This window comes from Leptobacterium flavescens, assembly GCF_010671605.1.
In the GTDB taxonomy this organism is placed as follows: Bacteria; Bacteroidota; Bacteroidia; order Flavobacteriales; family Flavobacteriaceae; genus Leptobacterium; species Leptobacterium flavescens.
This window is the reverse complement of record NZ_JAABOO010000003.1, coordinates 197,942-220,486: the sequence shown is the minus strand read 5'-3', so window position 1 is coordinate 220,486 and position 22,545 is coordinate 197,942. Positions and strand designations below refer to the sequence as shown.

Below are 22,545 nucleotides of genomic sequence, written 5' to 3'. Positions count from 1 at the left end.
AGTTCCTCCGGTAATTTCCGGATAAAAACTGTAACAAATCAGGGTTTTGAGCTACTTATAGGTAGCTAAATCAAATAGAAATGACCATTAGCAATAAAAACCTCGTCCTGAGCCTGGGGCTCCCCCTGGCAGTCATCCTTTCTTCTGTTTTTTTAAGCCTTAGCTCTCTGATCAAAACCTATCCGGAACTGGCGATAGGTATTACTTACGATCTTACTTTATTTGCTCCTGTGCTCTATCTGCTACTGATACGCAAGAAGAAGATCCCGAAAATCACGGCTGTTCCCTTTTTTACCTTTGGGATCCTTCTGAGTACCGTTTTACTACCGGAAGAGCAGCATTATCATCTGAACCTGATTAAAACCTATGTGTTTCCGTTGGTGTTAATAGCTGTATTAGGTTTTATAGCTTATAATTTTTATCGGATCGCCAGGATCTTTATGTCTCATCCCGAGCGCAAAAAAGACAGTTATATTGCCATCAGGGAGAGTATTGAAAAAGTGCTTGAAAAACCTAAACTTGCACGTATAATGGCTACAGATTACGCCATGCTTTATTACGCATTTTTTCTCTGGGGAAAGCGAAGCAAAAGCGAGAACTCCTTTACCCATTATAAGGAAAACGGATCGATCGCCATGCTGATAGGTATTCTGGCTGTAATAGGGATAGAGACCTATGTAGTACACGTTCTGCTGATGAAGTGGAGTCCGGTGGTAGCTTTTATTCTTCTGGTGTTGAGTATTTACGGCGGCCTTCAGTTTTTGGGGCATGTCAAAGCCATTTTAAAGAGGCATTCTGAAATAAAGAAAAGCAAGATACATTTAAAGAACGGGCTTTTCGGAGATACGATCATAGACATCGATGCTATTGAAAAGATAGAAGCCACATCAAGGGATATAGAAGATGAGAACAGGAAGATAAGCAAATTAGCAACTCTTGGAAAGCTGGAACCTCACAACACTGTTATTTATTTATCCAGACCTCATAAGATGGAAAAAATATACGGCTTAAGCAGCGAATACGATATTCTCTTACTTCAGGTGGATAAGCGCGAGCAATTTATTTCCAGAATAAAGGAGCTTAAAGAGCTGTAGTCTTTTTGGTGAAATCGTACTCTCTTTCTACCAGGCAGATTCGAACCTTGTACCAGCTGTACCAGTTTTTTATACCTTTTTGCTGAGCCATGAGATGTTCACTGTTCTTTTTCCAGTTGGCAATAGCCTCCAGGCTCTCCCAGTAACTTATTGCTATTCCCAATCCGCTTCTTGCGCTTTCAAAATCCAGAAACCCCGGTTGTGTTCTGGCCAGTTCTTCCATTTTATCTGCAGTTTCGGCATATCCATTATCTCCTTCCGTACGGAGGTTTGTAAAAATAACAGCGTAATAGGGTTTATTCATGATTGAGTTTTTTGATGTGTTTTTCTCTGATCTCCCAGAGTTCCTCAAAGTTATAATTTGAAGCGTACTTTACCCATTTTCTAAGGTATTCTTTTAATTGTTGCGCTTTAAAATTCCCCTCCTTGATAAGGAGGGGTGCCGACCTAAAGGTTGGCGGGGTGGTTCTTTACACCCCTGAAGTCCCCTCAAGGGGGCAATTTTATATAATATTCAATCATTTAACATTCGTAAATCTAAAATCATCAATCTCCTTTTCCTTCGACTGCGCTCAGGATGACAGGAGAAGGAAAAGGAGGGCCTTCCCGAAGGCAGAGCGGTTATTGCACCACTTCCACCCACTGCCCTTTGGTACGTACCATAAAGTCATTGTCATACATAGCTTCACACTGGAGTCCGGGCAGATAATACCTTCCTAAATAGGATGCATTGAGCAATACCCTGAAGGTCTTTGTCTCATATTTTTTCAGGTCGAAATAAAAATTCGCTCTGTCGTCCCTCAGATCCGTATGGGTTACTTTATTAGGTGCAAAGCTTCCGAAATCTGTAAAGCGAGTATTTACAATTTCCCATCCGCTGGGGAATATCTCCATCAAAGCCATGTCTTTAATATCTTCTCCTTTTTTATTGGTGATACTTACCTCAGTAATAAAATCTGTTCCCTGCAGGATCCTGGAAGGGTCTATACTGCTCCCGTCCCTGCCTTTAAACTTGATCTGAGCGGTAAGGTTCCGTTGCTCTGTCTGTTCCTGACCTACCGGAAGTATCCCTGAGTTCAGTATACGGACAAACACCGTATTATCCCCCTGGTTACTCAACTTTATAGTATTTGTCCCGTCTTTCACTTCCAGCTCCCTTTGGGCCAGCGTTCTGGACGAGCTTACTCTTTCCTGTTTCCCGTTAAGCTCGAGTGTAGTTGTCATACCTTTTCCTCCGATATAAGAAGCAAATTTTGCCATGGCCATTAAACTGTAGGAGGTACTTTGTGTGCTCATCCAGCGTTTCCCGCTCAGGTTTTTGGCAATGGTTTCTGCCAGTTCCCTGGCCTCACTTTTGGCATCCAGAAGGATCAGTGTTTCCAGCCCCATAGCCCGGTTCCTGTCTGTAGATCCATAGGTGTAGTAATCGTATTTTACCGGTTGGAAATCAATATTTGTGGTATTGAAAATATTCTTTGCCGCCGATTTTTGCCCGATCAAAGCATAAGCTGCCGCAAGGCGATGTTTTGCTTCATTACTGAGCCCCGAACTTTCCCGTAACCTGTTCATAGAGGACAGATCGGGATTCCCGGCAAGGGCAAGGGTGTATAATCTGTATGCCTGTGCCAGGTCTGAGCTTCGGGAGGTTTTTCTCCACTGCTTTGCTGCCTGTTGCTGATAGTTGATCCAGCCACTCTTAAAACTGATGGGCAGGACATATCCTTTTTTCTCTGCTTCCAGTAAAAAATGACCGGCAAAACTGCTTCCCCAGTCGTTGGCATAGTTTTGCCCCTGCCAGTAGGCAAAGCCGCCATTCGGCAACTGATAGTTCCCAAGCCTGCGAATAGCACTTTCTATATTTTGCTGGACCCGTTTCTTTTGCTTCGGATTCAGGTCAAAAATATCGCCGAGAAAGAGTTGAGGAAAGGCTCCTGAAGTTGTTTGTTCCACACATCCGTGCGGATATCTGATGAGATATTTAAGTCTCCCGTTAAAATCCATTGGAGGCAGGGATGACAATTCTACCAGGGCAGAATTACTTCCGCTTATTCCAAATGTCTGCAACTCTATGCTCTGACTTCCCCCCGGTTCCAGAACAAGATCCTGGGAAGTAGTTGTCTGCGGATTGGGATTAACCACATCTATCTCTACTTCGTAGGATGCAGTTTCTCCGTTGCCTACAGCTTCCACCTTTACTTTTCCGATCCCGCTAAAGTCGGCTATATCCAGTTCAAAATAGGCCATTTTTTCATCCGGATCACTAAAGCTCAACTGCTGAGTGGCATCTCCCACCACTTTGAATGCTTTATCTTCCTTTATACTTACCCTTACGTTCTTTACTCTCTTTTCCATAGCAAAGACCGTAACGGGAAGAGTTACTTTTTCGCCGGGAGTGATCTTTCTAGGCAGGGAAGCCAGTACCATAAGAGGCTTTCTGACCGGCGTTGTTTTTTCGGCATTTCCATAAGCTCCGGTAGTTGCATCTCCTGCTATTACCATGGTACGTACCGACCCGATGTATTTCGGGATCCTGATCTCATGCGACTTCGATTCGCTTTTGGCCAGATTAAAAGGTCCCAGATATACGACCATCGGCTTGAATCTGTTTGCTTTCTTATTCTTTGCCCCTGCTGCTTCGTCATCACCTCCGATAGCAAAGACCTGATCTATTCTCCCTCCAAAAGCACCGATCACATCGTCATAAATATCCCAGGTTTTTACACCGAGGGCTTCGCGAGCATAGAAACTGTTCCATGGACTCGGGGTTTTAAATCTGGTCAGATCCAGCAGGCCTTCATCTACTACCGCTATGGAATAGGTCATCGCCTTGCCCTGTTTTTCCGTTACATTAAGGGTTATAGTTTCTTCAGGCCTGAGGACATCCGGCATTTTTATCTGCGGCTCCAGCCTGGTTGCAGGATCTTCCACTCCAATAGGAACTACTCCGTATAAACGAACGGGCAGGTCATTGGCTGTAGATGCATGAGGCTGCAACAAGCTTATATGGATATAGACATTGGGCGTGTATAATGCGGTTATGGGCAGTTCGAATTTTGTTTCTCCTTCGGATGGGGTTACCCATATCGACTCCAGGACCTCACTTCCGTTCTCTACGGTAACCAGCGCTCTGCCTTCTCCGCTACTCGGGAAAGTTACAATGGCTTTCTCCCCAACATTATAATTCTCCTTATCCGTAGAGAAAACCAACATGGTAGCGGCAGAAGGGTCATTCTTTCTGGACTTCCCGGCCCATCCCGGCCAGTCAATATAGATGGCTTTTCCGGTGGCATGTCCTCCGTCAGGGTCCTCCACCCTTACCAGATAGCGTCCCCATTCCGGATATTTCAGTTCGAAATCAAATTCAGCTTTTCCGGCTGCATTCGTGCTGATGGTCTTTTCAAGGACCCGCTCCCGGAAGTTGCTTCCGCTATAAGAAGAAAGGTTATCTTCTGAAGTGTCCCACCACCATCTCCACCTCACTTTGTGAATGGTTACTTTGAGGTTTTCCGCTGCCTTGGGATTTCCTTCTTCATCTACGGAAACTATTTCGAATTTGTGTTTTGTATCGGTCAGAAGCATCCCCCGGGTTTTATCACCTTTAGGGACATTAAGCCCGATATAAGTATCGTAAGGCGAATAGGTTTTGGAGAATACATCCGTACTAAAATCCCCTCCGTTCTCATATACTTTGGTAATGAAGGAGGCTTTCAGCATCCCCGGAGCTTTTTTGGTCAGCTGAGGCCTTAAACTGAAATCGGCTTTTCCCTGATCGTTAATACTCCCTTCAAATACGGTTTGTTCTTCCGTACCGAATTTCCTGGAAGGATCGTCAAATATATAGCCCGGGAATTGTTTAAAACTGGTTTTCTGTGATCTGAATTTCCCCTGAATATCGGCTTTGAGGTTCTTAGCTATGGCGCCGTGCAACCAGGCCACTTCCAGTTGTCCTCTTACCGGTTTTTCCGAAGACAGGATCTCACTGTCAAAATCGGCTTTGATCTTAAGGCGATTCGGTTTTATAGTCTCTATTTTAAGGGATTTGGTAAATCTGGCCCCTCCCACGGAAACCCTGGCAGTCCAGTTTCCGGTAGGTGCATTATCGTCGGTCTTTAAGGTAAACTGATAAAAATTATTCAGTCCGGCCGTCTTTACTTCTCTATGGGTGACTTTCCCGTAGGGATCACTCAATTCCAGTTTTACAGGGTGACCTGCAGGTAGATTGTTGGCCTTATCGTTTAGCATAAACGACAGAAAAAGAGTATCTCCAGGCCTCCAGACACCTCTTTCTCCATAGATAAATCCTTTGATGCCTTTCTGTAGCCTTGCTCCCGACACATCGAACTTACTGACCGAAAGTGCATTTCCGTCATTTAAACGGATATAGGTCTTTTGATTGTTATGGGATGCCACTGCAAAAAATGCGGCGTTATCACTGTCAAAAATGGAAGTTCCGTCGGTATCTGTCTGAACACTTCCGATCTCCTGTTGCTGAAAATTGTAGAAAGTAACCCTGGCGCCCTGCACCGGCTGGGTAGATACCAGGTCGTTCACGCTTACAAAATAAGAGCGGTTCAATCCTTTCTTGACCGTTAGCCCCAGGTCTGATGCGAGCACATTGGTAGTTACTTTTTTATTACGGTAATAGGAACTGTGGCAGGGATTATCCCTTTCATTCCAATCGTAATCGTAGTAGTAATTATTACTGTAGTAGTTCTCGTAACTATCCCAGTAACTGCTTTCCGTCTCCTCATCGTAATTCTCTTCGGCTTCTTCTTTAAAATTGGTAGCATTACATTTATAGGAGCTATAGGAAGGCCGGAAATTAAACTCCACACGATAGATGGCTCCCGGTTCCGGATTGATCATTTCTTTCAGATCGAGGGCATAGGCGCGCCATTTTCCACTGCTTCCAGAAAGATTGTTCTGCAATTCTACAGTCTTCCTGGCAATGGGCCTTGCCACCGTTCTCAGATTTCCCTGATCGTTCAGGTTGTTATACTGGAGGAACTGAAGCACGTTGTTCTCGAAAAGACGAATAACAGAAACATCTACTTTACGAAGGTTAACCGCTTCAAAATTAATTTTCAGATTATTGGAAGAAGGCAGGATGGTCCCGCTTTGCAACAGCCTTACCTGGGGTTTGATCTGCTCAAAAGCCACCTGCTGTGAAAACTTCTTTTTAAGTTTGTAGCCCTCTGTACTTTCTATCCCTTCAAAGACTTCCAGCAAAGCTGTTCCTTTCATTTCCCGCCCGGGATATACTTTAAGTACATTTCCGTCACTACTGAATTTTAAGTTTTCCGTATCTGCCAGGCTTACCAGACCGTCAAAATTCTGGCTTTTCTTGAGGGGATCAGAAAAATTAACTTCCAGGTACTGGCTCTCTCCGTCAAAGACCTCAATATCTGTTACCGTAAAATTGTTTTTCCCGGGGATAAGGATCTTAGCGTCTCCCTTGCTGTCAATTTTAAACGCCGATCCGTCCCAGCTAATATCGATCTCCGAATCATCTGTTAATCGCTGTATGCTGTCTATCGTAAAGAAGAACTGATTTGCTTTTTTAGCAGCTTCCGTAAATTTTACATTCAACTCCTTCCCGTCCTGCTTTACTTTTACCAACTGTTTAGCGGTACTGATATTCATTATATCACTGGTACGAAGTGTTCCTCTTAAATACTGCCAGTCTTTATTATAGGATTGCAGGTTGTCGGTCAGTACATTAAACTGCTGCTTTAGTGTTTTTAGCCTAAAGGAGAATTCTTTAAGGCCTGAAGGAATGCCTTCCACAAACGCATTCAGTTTCAGCTTGAAGTTGTATTCGGTATCCTGCTCGAACTTCTCTTCGGGAACAAAAGCAATGGTCTGGTTGTTCAATGCCACTACTTTTCCCTTTACTTTGGGAGAAACCGTAAACAGGCGTTCATTCAACTCCTGGTTATCACTCCAGTCGGCAACGGGCTGCCTGAGCACCACACGTACATCTTCATGGGTCGAAATAATTCCCTGCGAGATATCTGAGATATATTCTCTGTATTTAAAGAGGTTGTCTATTTGTTCCTGGACTTCATCTTTTCCTTTTTTACAGGAAAGCAGGGTAAGTCCGCTAAGGAGTAGCAGAAGAAGTGGTTTTACGGTACGCATATCGGAGAGTTTGTTTATTAATATTTCCTACCTAAAATTAAGAACAATTTTGTTAAAAACCGGAGCATGGAGTCCTGTTTTTGCACAATATTTATAAATCCGGTTCTGTAGTTCTTTTTCTGTTCATAACTTCTCCCTTTTCAATACAATAAAGGAATCCGTATCTTTGTTATAATTAAAAAGATAGCCCATGAAAATCTTAAAACCTATAGCAATGCTATTCATTATGCTGCTATTTATCTCCTGTACAGGTGATTCAGACAATAACGAACCGGATCCGGTTAATGTAGATGACACTAATCTGAGTGCCATTGAAGCAGAAATCCTTCAATTAGTAAATAATCATAGAAGAAGCCAGGGATCAGGCACTTTGGAGCACAATGACATCGCTTACGAAGCTGCATTGGAGCATACCAATTATATGATCTCCCAGGGAAGGATCAGTCATGATAATTTTTCGCAAAGAGCGGATGAATTATATCAGAGGATCCCTTTCCAGACCATTGCAGAAAATGTAGCCTTCAGATACCCTACGGCCGAAGCGATTGTAGAGGCCTGGTTAAACAGTTCCGGACACCGGCAGAATATCGAAGGAAACTTTACACATACCGCAATTTGTGCACGTAAAGACAGCAACGGAGATTATTATTTCACCCAGCTTTTTTATCGCTTGTAAATTGGTGTTAAATCTATTTGTCTAAACTTCTTTTCAAGAAAATAAAGTTTTACCTTTATTCTTTAAAAAAAGAAAGTTTATGGCCATTCTTCCACCTTTTAACCTGACCAGATGGATAGAGGAAAACAGAGATCTTCTTAAACCTCCGGTTGGGAATAAAAACCTGTATAAAGAGGCAGACGACTATATTGTAATGATCGTGGCCGGGCCCAATGCCCGTAAGGACTATCATTATAATGAAACGGAAGAGTTGTTCTACCAGTTGGAAGGCAGCATTAAAGTTATTATTCAGGAAGACGGAGAGCGAAAAGAAATGGAATTGCATGCGGGCGATATGTATCTGCATCCGGCCAATGTTCCGCATTCTCCTGTACGGTCCGAAGGTTCTCTCGGTTTGGTGATCGAGCGTAAACGAGCCGGAAGAGGTTTTACCGATGGCCTGTTATGGTATTGCGATAACTGTAACAACAAACTGCACGACGTTTATTTTGAGTTACACGATATAGAAAAAGATTTTCTCCCTCATTTTAACGACTTCTATAGATCGGAAGCGCTGAGAACCTGTAATAACTGTGGAACAGTCATGCCTGTCGATGATCGGTTTATCTCCGAATAAGGGTTTGTTTTCTCCGGGTTTAACCTATGTTTTGAGCAAATTCTGGGAAGACAAAATTTTAATTAGTAAATTCGCGAAAAATTTAACAATACACGCTTAAAAAGTTATAAAATGATAAATACTGCTACCGATTTCGGTATAAAGGAAGCACTTCAGCAACTAGGTATTTCCGATGTTAACGAAGGGACTTCTACCGGTCAGAACTGGTTTTCCAACGGTTCGGAAATTGCTTCTTACTCTCCTGTAGACGGAGAACTGATTGGAAAGGTAAAAACGAGTACCAGAGAGGATTATGAAAAAGTAATGGAAGTTGCTCAGACAGCTTTTAAGAGCTGGAGGGTTATGCCTGCTCCTAAAAGAGGAGAGATCGTACGTCAGTTCGGGGAGCGCCTTCGTGAATATAAGGAGCCTCTTGGAAAGCTGGTTTCCTATGAAATGGGAAAATCTTTCCAGGAAGGTCTGGGAGAAGTTCAGGAGATGATAGACATCTGCGATTTTGCAGTTGGATTATCACGTCAGCTTCATGGTTTGACCATGCATTCAGAGCGTCCGGGACACCGTATGTATGAGCAGTATCACCCATTGGGAATCGTAGGGATCATTTCTGCATTTAATTTCCCCGTAGCCGTATGGTCATGGAACACGGCCCTTGCCTGGATCTGTGGAGACGTATGCGTATGGAAGCCTTCTGAAAAAGCACCGCTTTGCGGGGTGGCTTGCCAGAACATCTTTGCAGAAGTCCTGAAAGAAAATAATTTACCGGAAGGGATCTCATGTCTTATCAACGGAGATTATACCGTTGGAGAGTTTATGACCACCGATAAGCGCATTCCGTTAATCTCGGCCACAGGTTCTACCCGTATGGGGAAGATCGTAGCCAGGACTGTTGGAGAGCGTTTAGGGAAATCCCTTTTGGAACTGGGAGGAAACAATGCCATTATCATTACTCCGGATGCCGACATTAAAATGACGGTTATCGGAGCTGTTTTCGGTGCTTGTGGAACTGCGGGTCAGCGTTGTACTTCTACCAGAAGACTGATCATTCACGAATCTGTTTACGATAAGGTAAAAAATGCCGTTGTAGATGCATACGGACAATTGAGAATAGGAAATCCGCTGGATGAGAATAACCACGTAGGGCCTCTTATCGACAAGGATGCCGTAGAAATGTATAAAGCTGCACTGGAAAAAGTAGTTGCCGAAGGTGGTAATATTATTGTAGAAGGTGAAGTGCTGGAAGGAGAAGGTTATGAAAGCGGATGTTATGTACGACCTGCAATTGCAGAAGCAGAACCTCATTTTGAGATCGTACAACACGAAACTTTTGCGCCTGTGCTTTATTTGCTGAAATACAGCGGAGACATAGAAGATGCTATTGAGATTCAAAACGGAGTGGCACAGGGCTTATCCTCTGCCGTGATGACCACAAATCTGCGTGAAGCTGAGAAATTCCTTAGTCATGCAGGATCCGATTGTGGAATTGCCAACGTAAATATCGGGACTTCCGGAGCTGAAATAGGTGGTGCTTTCGGAGGTGAAAAAGAAACCGGAGGCGGAAGAGAATCCGGATCCGATGCCTGGAAAGTATATATGAGACGTCAAACGAATACCATTAATTATACAACTGAGCTTCCATTAGCCCAGGGTATTAAGTTTGATTTGTAATTCTATATTGATTTTCAAATATGAAGGCCGCTTTTAAAGCGGCCTTTGTTTTTAATGAAAAACCCGTTCCCTCAGCAAAATTCATAGCTATCGAAAACGGATCTTCTATCTAAAGTCAGTAAGTTTCTTTATTCCGATATAACGGCGTTCGTTATCCCGTCCAGGGCTCCGTTTACTTTATTCACCACTTCTTCCTTATCTGTTATCCCGTATCTGGAGCTTAAAAAAGAAGCGTTGTAATAGGAAACGAATACGTTTCCGTTCTCATCTTCATGGACCAATACCTTAAGCGGCAGATCGATCCCAAGTTTCTGCTCACTTTGCATCAACAGGGTCCCAACCTTAGGGTTTCCGAAGATCAGGAGTCTTGTGGGTCTTAATTCGAGATCTACTTTTGCCGCTGCCTTATCGTGAGGCACCTCAGCCATAATACTCAGGCCTTTGGAGGCTACTATATCCTTTAAACGCGTAAAGGTAGAATCGGCATTGTGGTTACTCTTTTTGGTGATGATCTTATCTTTACTCAGTTCCGGGCTTTGAACATTTACTTCCTCTGTCAAACCGGCAAATCCGGAAAGGGCGGCATTTACTTTTTCTATGACCGCCTGAGGTTCGTTCAGGCCGTAACGGAAGGTCAGGACACTTCCGTTGTAAAAGCTCAGGTTAACCTTAGCATTCTCATCTTCCCAAAGCAATATCTTAAGGGGAAGCTCGATTCCCATTAACTGATCCTGTTGCATTAATTTTGTTCCTCCCAGAGGGTTTCCGAAAACAAGAAGTCGGGTAGGCCTTAATTCCAGTCCTACTTTTTCTGCTGATGCCGCATGATCTACATCGGCTATGATCTTAAATCCTTTAGCCTCAATTTGCGTTCTTAACTGGGTTCCAAGTTCCTGAACGGTCTGTTCTTTCTGTACAGTAATTAGTTGATTCTGATCTGTAAAGTTCATTTCTTTTTCGGTCTTACAGGCAAATAGCATTGCCACTAATGATATGATGAAAGCTTTTTTCATCTGCTTGATTTTTGTTTTGTTGATCTGCCGGGGAAAGTTTCCCGGCATTTATTTTAAGTCGGAATTTATTTCAAATCACTACATTACATCGTTAAAAAACCAGGCTTTCTTTCGGGAATGCTACAAAGGTTGTAGCTTTAACTTTTCAAAGTACAGATTGTAAAACATTATAGCTCAATTATGAAACTAAAAATGCCGGTATTAAGGAAGCCCGTCTTTATAATGCTTCTGTTATCTCTCCTTACGCATTCAGCACTTACAGGTCAAAACTCACTTCAGGCCGAAAAGGCTTATAACAAAGCAGTGGAAAAACTAAATAAGAAAAGCCAGATAAAGAAGGCCATGGAGGTCATAGACCAACTGGAGCCGGAAACCGAGGAAACCCTCATCACACTAACCGAGATCCCCGCACCTCCATTTAAGGAACAGAAACGTGCGGAAAAGTTCAGGTCTTTACTGGAAGAGGCCGGTGTAGATAAGGCATGGATAGATGAAGAGGGCAATGTCATTGCTTTGAGAAAAGGCTCCGGAGAAGGGAAAGTGGTAGCACTGGACGCTCATATGGATACTGTTTTTCCGGAAGGTACGGATGTTACGGTCCGCCGGAAAGGAGACACCCTCTACGCTCCGGGAATAGGCGATGATACAAGAGGGCTGGCCATGGTCCTTACTATATTAAAGGCCATGAATGCGGCTAAGATAAAAACCAGGGCAGATATTCTTTTTATAGGGACAGTCGGTGAGGAAGGCCTGGGAGATCTCAGGGGTGTACGACATATTTTTAAGGAAAACAAACTCAAAATAGATTCCTGGATATCGATTGACGGAGGGAGCTTAGGACGTGTTAACAATGCTGCTCTGGGTTCCAAACGTTATAAAGCGGTCTTTAAAGGAAAAGGCGGGCATTCATGGGGTGCTTTCGGCCTGGCTAATCCGCATCATGCCCTGGGAATGGCTATTGCAGAATTCAGGGAACAGGCTGCAGAATATACTTCAAAGGGAGAAAAGACCAGTTTTAATATCGGGAGGATCGGCGGAGGTACTTCGGTAAATGCAATTCCTTTTGAATCCTGGATGGAAGTAGATATGAGATCGGTTAGTGTAGAGCATTTACAGCAAATTGATAATATTTTCAAGGCTTCCATGCAAAAGGCCCTGACGGAATACAATAATTCGGGTGTAAAGGATAAGGTTAGCCTGGAGCTTATTCCGATAGGCGACAGGCCTTCGGGAGAACATCCGGCAGATGTACCGCTGGTACAAAGGGCTATTGCCGTTTCAAATTTTATAGGAGCCAATACACAACTTACAAGGGGTTCCACCAATGCCAATATTCCTATTTCACAAGGTGTTCCTGCAGTTACTATCGGACGTGGAGGTAAAGGAGGAGGAGCGCACTCTCTTGGTGAGTGGTGGATAAATGAAAACGGGGCGGCCGCCATTAAACTTGCCCTTTTATTAACGGTCCTCGAGGCAGGCCTAACCCCATAATTCAATCACGGTAAACCAAAAAAAATTCTTTAATCTTTCTGGTCGGTTGTTTCACTTTTATATCCGGACTTTTCCGGTCGGTTTTAAATTTTCCAATCTCAATAAAAAAATAAAAAAACTGCCCTTTCGGGCAGTTTTTAGCTAAACTCCAATCTTCCCAACAATCATTTCCTCAATCCTCAAAACCAAATTTTTCAGCTCTTTGGTAGAACCTCCGGGCTGGTATCTTAATTTCTTTCCTTCAAAAGTCAGTATCGTAAAGGGCATATCCCTGATAACCCCTTTCCTGGGTAATTCCAGGCTTTTAAATCCTATTTTTGTAAATGCCTGCTCTAATTCTTCCATTTCCGCACTGCTCAGCTTCAGCATATGTGTCCCTTCTTTATCTACATTCTCAATTCCGTGATATACCATATCACCGTTTTCATATACCTTAAAATGGTATACCGGACACTTTCCGAGGCATCTCGTTTTAGAAAGTCCGAACTTCAGATTTTGATTATCCAAAAGAACTTCTTTCTGGGCGGCACAGGATCCATATAGAAGAATTAGTGACATACAAATTAACTTTTTCATTAAGCTTATTTTATTCATCATTTACCTCTTTTCATTTTTACTTTGGAAAAAGAACCTATGCGTGTTTAAAAGAAAAGACACACATAGGTTCATAGCATAATTACAGGTGAGAACAATGTCCAGTTTTATGCTTTCCGATAGTAATCGCCTTGTCCCAAACGTTCATTCGGATAAATGTTCTTCCCGACTGCTGCTGTTCCCTGATATAATTCCTGAATTCCACCAGTTCGGGGTGCTCATACATGAGCAATATCTTTCTCTCCGCTATCGTATTTCCGGAGGGCTTGTTATTTTGCAATACAAAATTTGTAAATACTTCTGCAATATCTTCGGCAGGATTGGTGGAAGCGTAGGCGGTAACAAAACGATCTTTGTACTTTTCGTAAAATCTGCTCGCACCTTCCTGATCTTCTTCACCGATCTCTCCGTGTTCTTTAGCTATATCACTCCAGAAACTCTGGAATAGTTTATTGATATAGGACGGTTGTTTAGCACATCCTTCTCCCACAAAATAATTTGCACATGCTTCCTGGCTTACCGATGCATCTACCTGGGTATTATCGAGCGTAAGCACATGGGCAAACTCGTGAATTATGGTATACGCAAACTGCCCGTCGGCATTCAGGCTTCCGCCTTCGTAAGCAAAGTCTATGGCCAGACCCATATGCCATTCCGAAAGATCCTGTTTTGTATTAAAAACATAACCTGCGGTTCCGTTATTTTCTCCGGCAAAGATCATAAACTCACTTAGTTTTCTCAGGTAACTTTCCGGCACCAGTCTCTTTACAAGGTTCCAGACTTCCTGATGTTTCGCAACGTCATCCTGTAGCTCTTTCAGCTTTCCGCTTACTTCAAAATCTCTTTGTTTAACAATATTTAATCCATCCACTCTATAAAGAGTAATGCTTCCTGCTTCTCCCTGTTGATCCGGATCTTCATCTCCCTGGTTGTCATCTTCTCCGTTCTGATCTCCGTCGTTATTATCTACGGCTTCCGGGTCGTTGGTGAGAATGTCTTCGTCGTTATCTCTCGAACAGGACTCCAGTACCAGAATACTCAAAAAGAGTAAGAGTAGCAGTCTGAAATTTGTTAGGTTTTTCATATAATTGCTTTTGGGGTCCTTATAGATAGTTTGTTTACTAATACAATCCTTTAGCAAATAAATACCCTACCCTTTTCGTTAATTTTTTGTTTCTTTACTATTATTTTAAAGTTTTATGCCGTCAACACCTCATTCGCTTTGTGATGAAGAAGTTTTTGAGAAAGCCTATAAAGAGCACATAGAATCGCTTAGGAATTTTATGTTCTATAAATGTGGTGATCTCGATGAAGCAGAAGATTATGCTCAGGAAGCTTTTGTAAGGTTGTGGAACAATTGCGAAAAAGTAATATTGGGAAAGGTAAGCGGGTATCTGTATACAGTTGCCAATAATATTTTCCTGAAAGCAATGCTCCACAAAAAGGTGGTTTTAAAATATGAACAAAGGCCCCGTGCCGAAAAAACTTCAGAATCTCCGGAATTTATAATGCTGGAAAAAGAGTTCCTGGACAAGCTGCAAAAAGCTATTGCAGATCTTCCGGAAGGGCAGAGAGAAGTTTTTCTTCTGAACAGGATAGACAAAAAAACCTATAATGAGATTGCGGAAATGCTTGGAGTTTCCGTAAAGGCGATAGAAAAAAGAATGCATAAAGCTTTATTAAAATTAAGAAAATCGATTGGCCCCGATATTTAAGGGGGGTAGGGAAAACTTAAACAAAAGGATTATATAATAAAAAGGCATTTTATGGACCAAAAATACTCAGATGATTCCTTCTTAGGGCGATGGATCAACAACGATCTCACCGAAGAGGAAATGGCTGCTTTCAAGAAAAGCAGGGAGTACCGGGAATATCAGAAGATCATTTCGGGCATGGAGCATTTTGGTATGCCTGAACTCGATCGCCTGAAATCTTACGGAGCATTCAAAGAAAAATCGGCTACTCCTAAAAAGCAAAAAGTAAAAAAACTTATTCCGAACTGGGCTTATGCCGCAGCATCTGTAGTTCTGATACTGGGAGCGGTATACTTTTTCGGAGGCTCTAAAACCTACTCTACCGACTTCGGAGAGCAACTGGCATTTGAATTGCCGGACGGATCGGAGGTTAAACTCAATTCAAAATCATCACTACAATACAACAGCTGGAGCTGGGACAAGAACAGAAAGGTAAAGCTGAAAGGTGAAGCCTTTTTTAAAGTGGAAAAAGGCAGTGATTTTGAGGTGATGAGCAGCGGTGGAAAAGTAAGTGTTCTGGGAACCAAATTCAACGTAAGGAACAGAGACAATTCTTTTGAAGTCCGTTGTTTCGAAGGAAGGGTTTCGGTTCTCCTCAGAGGAGAAGAAAATATCCTTAGTCAGGGTGATGCTATCAGGTCTGTAAAAGATCAATCGGTAGAGAACTGGAAGTTCAATTCGGGGCATCCCGACTGGCTTCACAAAGAGAGTTCATTCAGGAGTGCGCCGCTTATACAGGTACTCGAAGAGCTGGAATCTCAATTCAATATAAACTTTAACATTTCGTCTATAGACGTACAGCAGCGGTTTACCGGAAGCTTTAGCCATGATAACAGGGATGTGGCACTGGAAACCGTTTTTGCTCCTTTAGAAATAAACTATACATTTGGAAAAGATAATGTTGTATCTCTTTCTAAGTAGTTTATGAAGTATCGGCTCTGTTTTGTTGTATTCTTTGCAATAAGTACATTTCTTTTCTCTCAGGAAAAAGAAAAGCATGCTGTTATTGGCTATAAAGAAACTTCTCTGGTACAGGTCCTTAAAAATCTGGAAGCCAACTTCAATATCAGGTTTTCCTTCAATGATCTACTGGTAAAGAACAAAAAAGTTACGCTTCGGCAACGGAAACGATCCCTGACCGAGGTTCTGAGTTATCTTGAGAATTCACTCCACATTAATTTTGAAGTGGTTACCGAACGCTATGTTGTCCTTAAACCCAAAAGGAGTAATATCTGCGGCCGGCTGGTAACCGATGAAAAAGTAAACCTGAGCCATGCTTCGGTAGTATCGGTCAACGAAAAAAAAGGAGCGGTCTCCAATGAAGACGGGGTGTTCGAAATAAAACAACTCGTCCTTACCGATACCCTTCAGATACAATATATAGGATACGAGACTGTTAAAATACCCGTGCATAGCCTGAACCGAAGGAATTGTCCTGAGATCAGGCTCGTCAAAAGCTATGAGAAGCTATCGGAGATCATCTTAAAGGAATATATCACCAAAGGTGTTCTTCAATCGGTAGAAGGAGCGGTTGTTATTCAGCCCGGTCAATTGGGTATTTTACCGGGACTAACAGAGCCCGATGTACTCCAGAGTGTACAGTTATTACCCGGGATCGAAAGTCCGGATGAAACCGCCTCCGGCCTCTATGTCCGGGGAGGAACACCCGATCAGAATCTTATTTTGCTGGATGGGATTACCATTTACCACACCGGGCATTTTTTCGGGTTGATCTCTGCTTTTAACCCCTATGTAGCCGATGAAATAAGTGTGTACAAAGGAGGGACCAAGGCTCGTTACGGGAACAGGATCTCCGGAGTGATCGATATACAAACCGATTCCGAGATCCCCGACTCTATTAGTGGAGGTGTGGGGTTTAATATGACACATGCCGATTTCCTGGTCAAAACCCCTATCGGTAAATCTCTGGGGGTGATAGTTTCGGCAAGAAGGTCGATCTCCGATATCATAAACACTTTTACGTTCAACAAGCTTTCCAAAAAGGTCTTTCAGAATACGAACCTGGAGATCCGAAGTGAAGGAATAGAACAAAGTACCGATTTCTTTTTCTCAGATGCAGTTATTAAACTCCTGGCCAGGCCTTCTCCCAAGGATCATCTTTCATTTACTTCGGTCTTTGTAAAAAACAAACTGGACAACGAACTGACGATCCCCGAGTTCGATGTCAGGAATACCATTAATCAGGATATAGATAATTCCGGTTTAAATCTGCAATGGGAACGCAACTGGAGCAAAAATGTAAATCACGTTCTGAAAATAAAGCAATCTTCTTACGATCTTGAGTTCGGGACCAGTTCACGTATACAGGACACTCAGTTTTCCGAGGATGACAGAACAAATCAGGTTAATGAGTTCGGAATTGATTTCCTGGTAGATATCAAGCTGGGGAAACACCACAGGCTAACCAGTGGATATCAGTTTGAGAATAATGAAGTGTCTTATCTCCTTAACAGGATGGATCTGGGCCTTGACGATCTGAATTTTGATGTTGACGGGATCATCAACACTCACGCTCTTTTCTCCGAATATCACTTCATGAATAATACCATAGATCTTGTTGCAGGGCTTCGCGGAACCCATTTGTCCCTGCGGAGTCTCTATAACCTGGAACCAAGAGTTTATCTGGGGGTACAGACCTTTCCCAATTTTAAACTAAAGACTTCCGGGGAGATCCGTTATCAATCCATCAGTCAGATCGTCGATTTTCTGAATACGGGGGTAGGGCTGAGCAATCAGATATGGTCTTTATCTAACGATTTTACTCCTATCCTGAAGAGCCGGCAGATAAGTGCAGGTTTTCTTTTTACCAAAGACGACTGGTATATTGACCTGGAAGCTTATTACAAAGACATTACGGGCATTACCAGTTTTACCAACGGTTTTGGATCCAGTGTAGTTAATGCTTTCTTCGAGGGGGAAAGTATTACCAAGGGAATAGATCTGCTTATCAAAAAGAAATACCGGAATTTCAGGTTCTGGTTTGGTTATTTATTGGGGAAGACCGAATTCAGTTTTCCCGATATCCAGGAGGGGCGTTTTCCGGGGAATTTTGATATCAGGCAATCCCTTCAGATCGCCACCACCTTTAATTGGAAGCAGTTTCAGTTTTCTCTCGGATGGAACTACAGAACAGGAATACCCTTTACGGAAGAACCCACAATAATAGAGGATAACGGAAATTTCTTTCGTGTAAATGAGGTCATTAACAGCAGGCGTCTGCCCGACTATCACAGACTGGATTTTTCTATGACCTATGATTTTTATCTTTCCAAAAGAAGGGGTGTAAAAGCCTCCACAGGGTTTTCATTACTCAATGTATACGATCAGGAAAGTGTCCTCAGCAGGCGTTTCGACGCCTTTCTCAATGCAGATGGAGAGCCTGTTATTAACGAGGTTGATCTGAATTCGCTACGTATTACTCCCAATTTTGTTTTGAGGCTTAGTTTTTAGAATGCCCTGAACCCTCCAAAGGTGAAACCCAGGTTATTCTGCACATAATTAGGATTCCCGGTCCCAAAGGTAGTATCGTGATTGATTCCCAGGCGGGCCCTGAAAGATTCTGCATCTCCCAGAAGTGTTCCCAGTTGATTGGACATTCCGAAATCGAGTAACTGATCCTTTTCGGTGGAACCGAAGATCCCGAAACCGATCTGATGATAAAGGGTTACGTTATCGGAAGCATCCCACTCGCTGAACCAGCCTATATTAGCGCTTCTGAACTGGGCGAATTTAAAGATGATGTGTTTATCGTAGTCGGGATGCGGCAATTCGAAATCTTCACTTAACTGCCTTCGTCTCTCATCGCGGGAAGCACCTTCCAGCAGGGTAAGGACCAGGCCTCCGCGGTAATCGCCATTGTCTACGGCATAGATCCCAGCACTGATACTGAAACCGAAACTAAAGCCCGGCGATTTGGCAAAATCCTTAAAATTTACGCTGTGTCTTCCAAGAGTTCCGCTAATGCTGATAAAGGCTTTCGGACCTTCCTGTTCCTGTGAAAAACCTGCATTGCAAAAGCTAAGGATTAAAAGCAGGGATAAGAGTGATAAACGCATATGATTATTTTCTGGTGGTTCCTTTTGTTCTGATTTTCTTTTAGTTGAAGAAAGAGCCGACCCATTACACTTTTCCTACATACTTATTTAATCTCATTTTAAATTAAGAATTATCTTATTGCCGGTTCAGAAATTAATTTATATTTGCAACGCAAAATTCAAAAGAACAAAAAATGCGTTTTACAAATCTAAAATATCAAGTTATGAGTGAAGGGGACATTACCCTCTCGCCCAGCCCAGGTTTTGTAAGATGCCACAGACACAAATAGAAAAGCAATCTTAAATATATAACCCGGGTCAACAACCCGGGTTTTTTTATGTCATGGTAGGAAGAAAATTACATAGAAATATCGATCCAGTTCCATTTTTGGGATGGAGTGAATTATACATAGATATCAATTATTCAGAACCGCATCCACTTTTTAGATAAAGGAGGTGGAAGGTGTATTAAAGCCCGGTTCTCAATGGAGACCGGGCTTTTTTTATGGATTAAAATTTTAAACAAACAGCATGCTAGAACAAAAGGAAGAACATCAATTCAACCGGTGGTAGGCACTTAGAGTGTTTTCGGCCGGATTAAAAGAAATGGTCATGAAAACACTTTACAATACACAGATAAAGAACAACAATGTACAGCTATATACAAAAGAAGCCCGACCGGCCCGTTATATCGAGCTGGTGGAAAGGATATACAGTGAAGACAACAAGCCTCAACGTTATAGCGGAAGCTTAGAGTCTATGCTTTATGAATTCTTTGCCCAAACAAGCAAAGAAAACCTGATAAAAAGGGATACATTCCGCAGGCTTCTTATCCACTTGTATACCGAGAAATGTGCGGCTATCCTGAGTAGGTACGAGTATGTAAAAGTACTGCTGAATATCAGTAAACTGGGTAATTACATCCACAACGATATTGAAGGGTGGCGTAAAACAAGTCTGATCCCGGAAGAACAGTTAAGTTCTCTTATCAGATACTGTTTTGCAAAGTACGAAGTACCGCGTTTTATGGAAACTGCATTTTTCAGAGAAAGGATACTGCACAGGTACTGGTATATACAGCTTGCACAGGGAAGAAGTGTTCAAAAGCTAAGTGCTCTGCCTGTAGAGTTGACCAAAAAGATGGCTCACGAGTTCAGGCATACTCCGCCCGGTTTTAATATAAACCAAGCAATAAGGAGGGCGCAGGCACTTGGATATGGTGCGGGAGCTGCCCAGGCAGATTGTATGGCTTATTCATCTTTGTCAAGAGACTTCGGTGACGAGGTTTTTACAAAGACAGTGGTTGTATTCTTTGCCGGTCAGAAAAATTTCCCGTTCTCTAAATTCAGGGAATTGCTGGATTATATCGGTTATGCCAAAGCTGCAAACCGTAATTTTTCCATGAAGGGAAGAACACTGGCTGCGCTGATACGTCAGTCGGATGAATGGCATTACAACGCGAGGAAAAAGGCTCCTCCGGACAAAGGTCTGATCTGGAAACAGAGTGGGATACAGGCTTTTTATAAGGAAGAAACGATAAATGATGAACAGATCGTTTTTAAAACTGTAGAGCTTAGGTCTTCTGCAGAACTTATAGAAGAAGGCCAAAACATGGACCACTGTGTAGCAGAATACGACGGCGATTGTTATAACGGAGATAGTGCTATCTTTTCTCTGCGAAAGTTCGTAAACGGGAATTATGAGCAGACTCTGGCTACGCTGGAGATCGATCTGCTGAACAGAGAGATCATCCAGGCCCAGGCTCAGGCCAACAGGAATGTCTCTAAAGAGGCCGAAAAAATGATCAGGAAATGGTTGTCGGCTAATTATCTGGGCATTTCTCCCGAATGCGACCTGAATGCAGAGGGTCAGGGTCCTGTGTATGCCATTGCTAACAGGAATGTAAACAGAAATGAGAACGGGAATGAGTTTGTCGTTCTGGCAAAAGTTATTTTCTGGATCTTGTGCTTTCTGTTCAAACTGTTCACATTGGGATAAGAATACCGGGGATGTTTATACGTTCCCGGTTAAACAAAATGATTAATAAAACAATTATGATAAAACGTAAAAGTAAGCTTAAACGAAAAAAAGAATATCAGTTCAACCGGTGGTAAACACTTAGTGTTTTCGGCCGGATAAAAAATCAGGTCATGAAAACACATAGAATAAATAATAAAAAACTTGATAAAATACTAGCGGAGAAAAAAAGAGAAAAAGAGATCAGTGAGGCTTTAAAAAAACACAATAAGAGAAAAAAAGTCCCTTTTGTAGATCTTGTAGAGGATTTGTATAAAAATGGTGATGCAAACAACTATAAAGAATATCTCATTGCTCAATTAATAGCTCCTTTCTTCAAAAAGGCAAGCAAGAATAAGTACGCTCAAAAAAGAAACATTTTTAAAAAGATACTTATTCATATGTACGAACAAAAATGCTTTAAGCTTTTAATGGATAAAACTAATATTTTAATTCTGTTCAATATAAGCTGGCATCATCATTCGTTTATCAGGCCTTTTGAAGAATGGATTCGGAAAAGTCATAATGATGATCGACAAATTATTAGTTTATTGAATCATTGTTTCGTGACTTATTACCCTCCAGAATTCATTTACTATGTCTGGGGTAAAGATAATTACGAATATATGCAATGGTTTATAGATATTTCTAGAGGAGTTAGTGTTAGAAGTTTATCCGGCATTCCAATTGGTCTTACTAAAAAAATTGCCTGTGAATTTCTTAAAGCCCCTACCTCCTATACGGTTGAAATGGCTTTACGAAGAGCGCAATGCTTATCGATGGGAGGAAATGAGCGATTAGCTCAGTACATTGCTTTTTCCAGATTAAGCAGGAATGACTTTGAGCAAGAGTCTTTTTGGGAACAGGTGATACGTTTCTTTGTCCGACAGAATATGTTTGATTATCAGAAACTGGATGAATTATTTGATTATTTAAATCACATGATAAATCAGAATGAGAATTATACTATTAAAGGAAGAACGCTAGCTTCCTTAAGCAGACAATCTGATACTTGGCATGAGGAAGTTTATGGTCATACAAAACTCAAGAAAGTGTTGAGATGGGAAAGAAGCAATATTAATTCTTTTTCAGTCACTGAAGGGAAAAACGAAGATGCAAAAGCGTTCTATATATATGAACTTGTTGATTCTCGAGAGCTTATGATCGAAGGAAGAAAGATGAATCACTGTGTATTGACTTATGCGAATTCCTGTCGAGGAAAAAGATCAGCCATATTTACTTTAAGAAAAAAAGAGGTTCTTTCTTTCGAAGCAATTTTGGCAACAATAGAAGTAGATCTGTACACCAGAACCATTGTACAGGCAAAAGCAAAGTTTAACAGAAAAATCCATTCGAAAGCCTTTGAAATAATGGAAAAATGGGCTTCTCAGGAAGCGCTGGGTATTTCGAAATGGTTATAATGAAACAAT

At 42.1% G+C, this 22,545-nt stretch carries 16 protein-coding genes; 10 read left to right on the top strand and 6 right to left on the bottom strand.

Annotated elements, in window-relative coordinates; genetic code table 11:
* Window positions 1-80: 80 nt before the first annotated feature.
* Window positions 81-1,094 carry a hypothetical protein gene (locus tag GWK08_RS13200; RefSeq protein WP_163607697.1) on the top strand — a complete coding sequence of 338 codons (1,014 nt, stop codon included), beginning with the start codon at window positions 81-83 and terminating at the stop codon, window positions 1,092-1,094.
* On the opposite strand, the gene GWK08_RS13195 is transcribed toward GWK08_RS13200, so the two are convergent.
* Both GWK08_RS13195 and GWK08_RS13190 read right to left on the bottom strand, forming a co-directional pair.
* Window positions 1,081-1,398, bottom strand: a complete 318-nt coding sequence (locus tag GWK08_RS13195; RefSeq protein ID WP_163607696.1) for an antibiotic biosynthesis monooxygenase family protein — start codon at window positions 1,396-1,398, stop codon at window positions 1,081-1,083. The two genes, GWK08_RS13200 and GWK08_RS13195, sit on opposite strands and share 14 nt — an antisense overlap.
* Window positions 1,399-1,715: 317 nt before the next feature.
* On the bottom strand, window positions 1,716-7,235 hold the full coding sequence (locus tag GWK08_RS13190; RefSeq protein ID WP_163607695.1) for an alpha-2-macroglobulin family protein: 5,520 nt from the start codon (window positions 7,233-7,235) through the stop codon (window positions 1,716-1,718).
* A gap of 190 nt (window positions 7,236-7,425) precedes the next feature.
* Here GWK08_RS13190 and GWK08_RS13185 point away from each other — a divergent pair, with 190 nt between their 5' ends.
* The 3 genes from GWK08_RS13185 (at window position 7,426) to amaB (ending at window position 10,192) form a co-directional block, all read left to right on the top strand.
* Window positions 7,426-7,911, top strand: coding sequence for a CAP domain-containing protein (locus tag GWK08_RS13185; RefSeq protein WP_163607694.1), 486 nt, complete (start codon window positions 7,426-7,428; stop codon window positions 7,909-7,911).
* A 79-nt stretch (window positions 7,912-7,990) separates the two neighbouring features.
* The gene (locus GWK08_RS13180) at window positions 7,991-8,527 is read left to right on the top strand and encodes a 3-hydroxyanthranilate 3,4-dioxygenase (protein WP_163607693.1); all 537 of its coding nucleotides are present in this window, start codon (window positions 7,991-7,993) and stop codon (window positions 8,525-8,527) included.
* 111 nt (window positions 8,528-8,638) lie between these two features.
* Window positions 8,639-10,192, top strand: a complete 1,554-nt coding sequence (gene amaB / locus GWK08_RS13175) for an L-piperidine-6-carboxylate dehydrogenase (protein WP_163607692.1) — start codon at window positions 8,639-8,641, stop codon at window positions 10,190-10,192.
* A gap of 128 nt (window positions 10,193-10,320) precedes the next feature.
* Here the strand turns inward: amaB and GWK08_RS13170 are convergent, their stop codons facing one another.
* Entirely contained in the window at window positions 10,321-11,205 is an 885-nt protein-coding gene (locus GWK08_RS13170; protein ID WP_163607691.1) for a DUF302 domain-containing protein, read from the bottom strand.
* A 180-nt stretch (window positions 11,206-11,385) separates the two neighbouring features.
* On the opposite strand from GWK08_RS13170, the gene GWK08_RS13165 reads away from it, so the two are divergent.
* Window positions 11,386-12,696: a M20/M25/M40 family metallo-hydrolase gene (locus GWK08_RS13165; protein WP_163607690.1), complete on the top strand. Its 1,311-nt coding sequence runs from the start codon at window positions 11,386-11,388 to the stop codon at window positions 12,694-12,696.
* Between the two features lie 141 nt (window positions 12,697-12,837).
* Here GWK08_RS13165 and GWK08_RS13160 read toward each other — a convergent pair whose 3' ends face one another.
* A complete protein-coding gene (locus GWK08_RS13160; RefSeq protein ID WP_163607689.1) occupies window positions 12,838-13,272 on the bottom strand; it encodes a DUF6438 domain-containing protein in 435 nt (144 codons plus the stop codon).
* 100 nt (window positions 13,273-13,372) lie between these two features.
* Window positions 13,373-14,374, bottom strand: coding sequence for a hypothetical protein (locus tag GWK08_RS13155; protein ID WP_163607688.1), 1,002 nt, complete (start codon window positions 14,372-14,374; stop codon window positions 13,373-13,375).
* A gap of 115 nt (window positions 14,375-14,489) precedes the next feature.
* On the opposite strand from GWK08_RS13155, the gene GWK08_RS13150 reads away from it, so the two are divergent.
* From GWK08_RS13150 to GWK08_RS13140, 3 genes are read left to right on the top strand one after another with little or no spacing between them, the layout of a single operon-like run.
* Window positions 14,490-15,005 carry an RNA polymerase sigma factor gene (locus tag GWK08_RS13150; protein ID WP_163607687.1) on the top strand — a complete coding sequence of 172 codons (516 nt, stop codon included), beginning with the start codon at window positions 14,490-14,492 and terminating at the stop codon, window positions 15,003-15,005.
* 51 nt (window positions 15,006-15,056) lie between these two features.
* Window positions 15,057-15,965 (top strand): FecR family protein, encoded by a 909-nt coding sequence (locus tag GWK08_RS13145; RefSeq protein ID WP_163607686.1) that lies wholly within the window; start codon window positions 15,057-15,059, stop codon window positions 15,963-15,965.
* A 3-nt stretch (window positions 15,966-15,968) separates the two neighbouring features.
* Window positions 15,969-18,515: a TonB-dependent receptor domain-containing protein gene (locus tag GWK08_RS13140; protein ID WP_163607685.1), complete on the top strand. Its 2,547-nt coding sequence runs from the start codon at window positions 15,969-15,971 to the stop codon at window positions 18,513-18,515.
* Here the strand turns inward: GWK08_RS13140 and GWK08_RS13135 are convergent.
* On the bottom strand, window positions 18,512-19,120 hold the full coding sequence (locus tag GWK08_RS13135; protein WP_163607684.1) for a hypothetical protein: 609 nt from the start codon (window positions 19,118-19,120) through the stop codon (window positions 18,512-18,514). The two genes, GWK08_RS13140 and GWK08_RS13135, sit on opposite strands and share 4 nt — an antisense overlap.
* Window positions 19,121-19,711: 591 nt before the next feature.
* Here GWK08_RS13135 and GWK08_RS13130 point away from each other — a divergent pair.
* Complete coding sequence (locus tag GWK08_RS13130; RefSeq protein WP_163607683.1) at window positions 19,712-21,097, top strand: PcfJ domain-containing protein; 1,386 nt, start codon at window positions 19,712-19,714, stop codon at window positions 21,095-21,097.
* Between the two features lie 152 nt (window positions 21,098-21,249).
* Window positions 21,250-22,536: a PcfJ domain-containing protein gene (locus GWK08_RS13125; RefSeq protein ID WP_163607682.1), complete on the top strand. Its 1,287-nt coding sequence runs from the start codon at window positions 21,250-21,252 to the stop codon at window positions 22,534-22,536.
* Window positions 22,537-22,545: the final 9 nt, after the last annotated feature.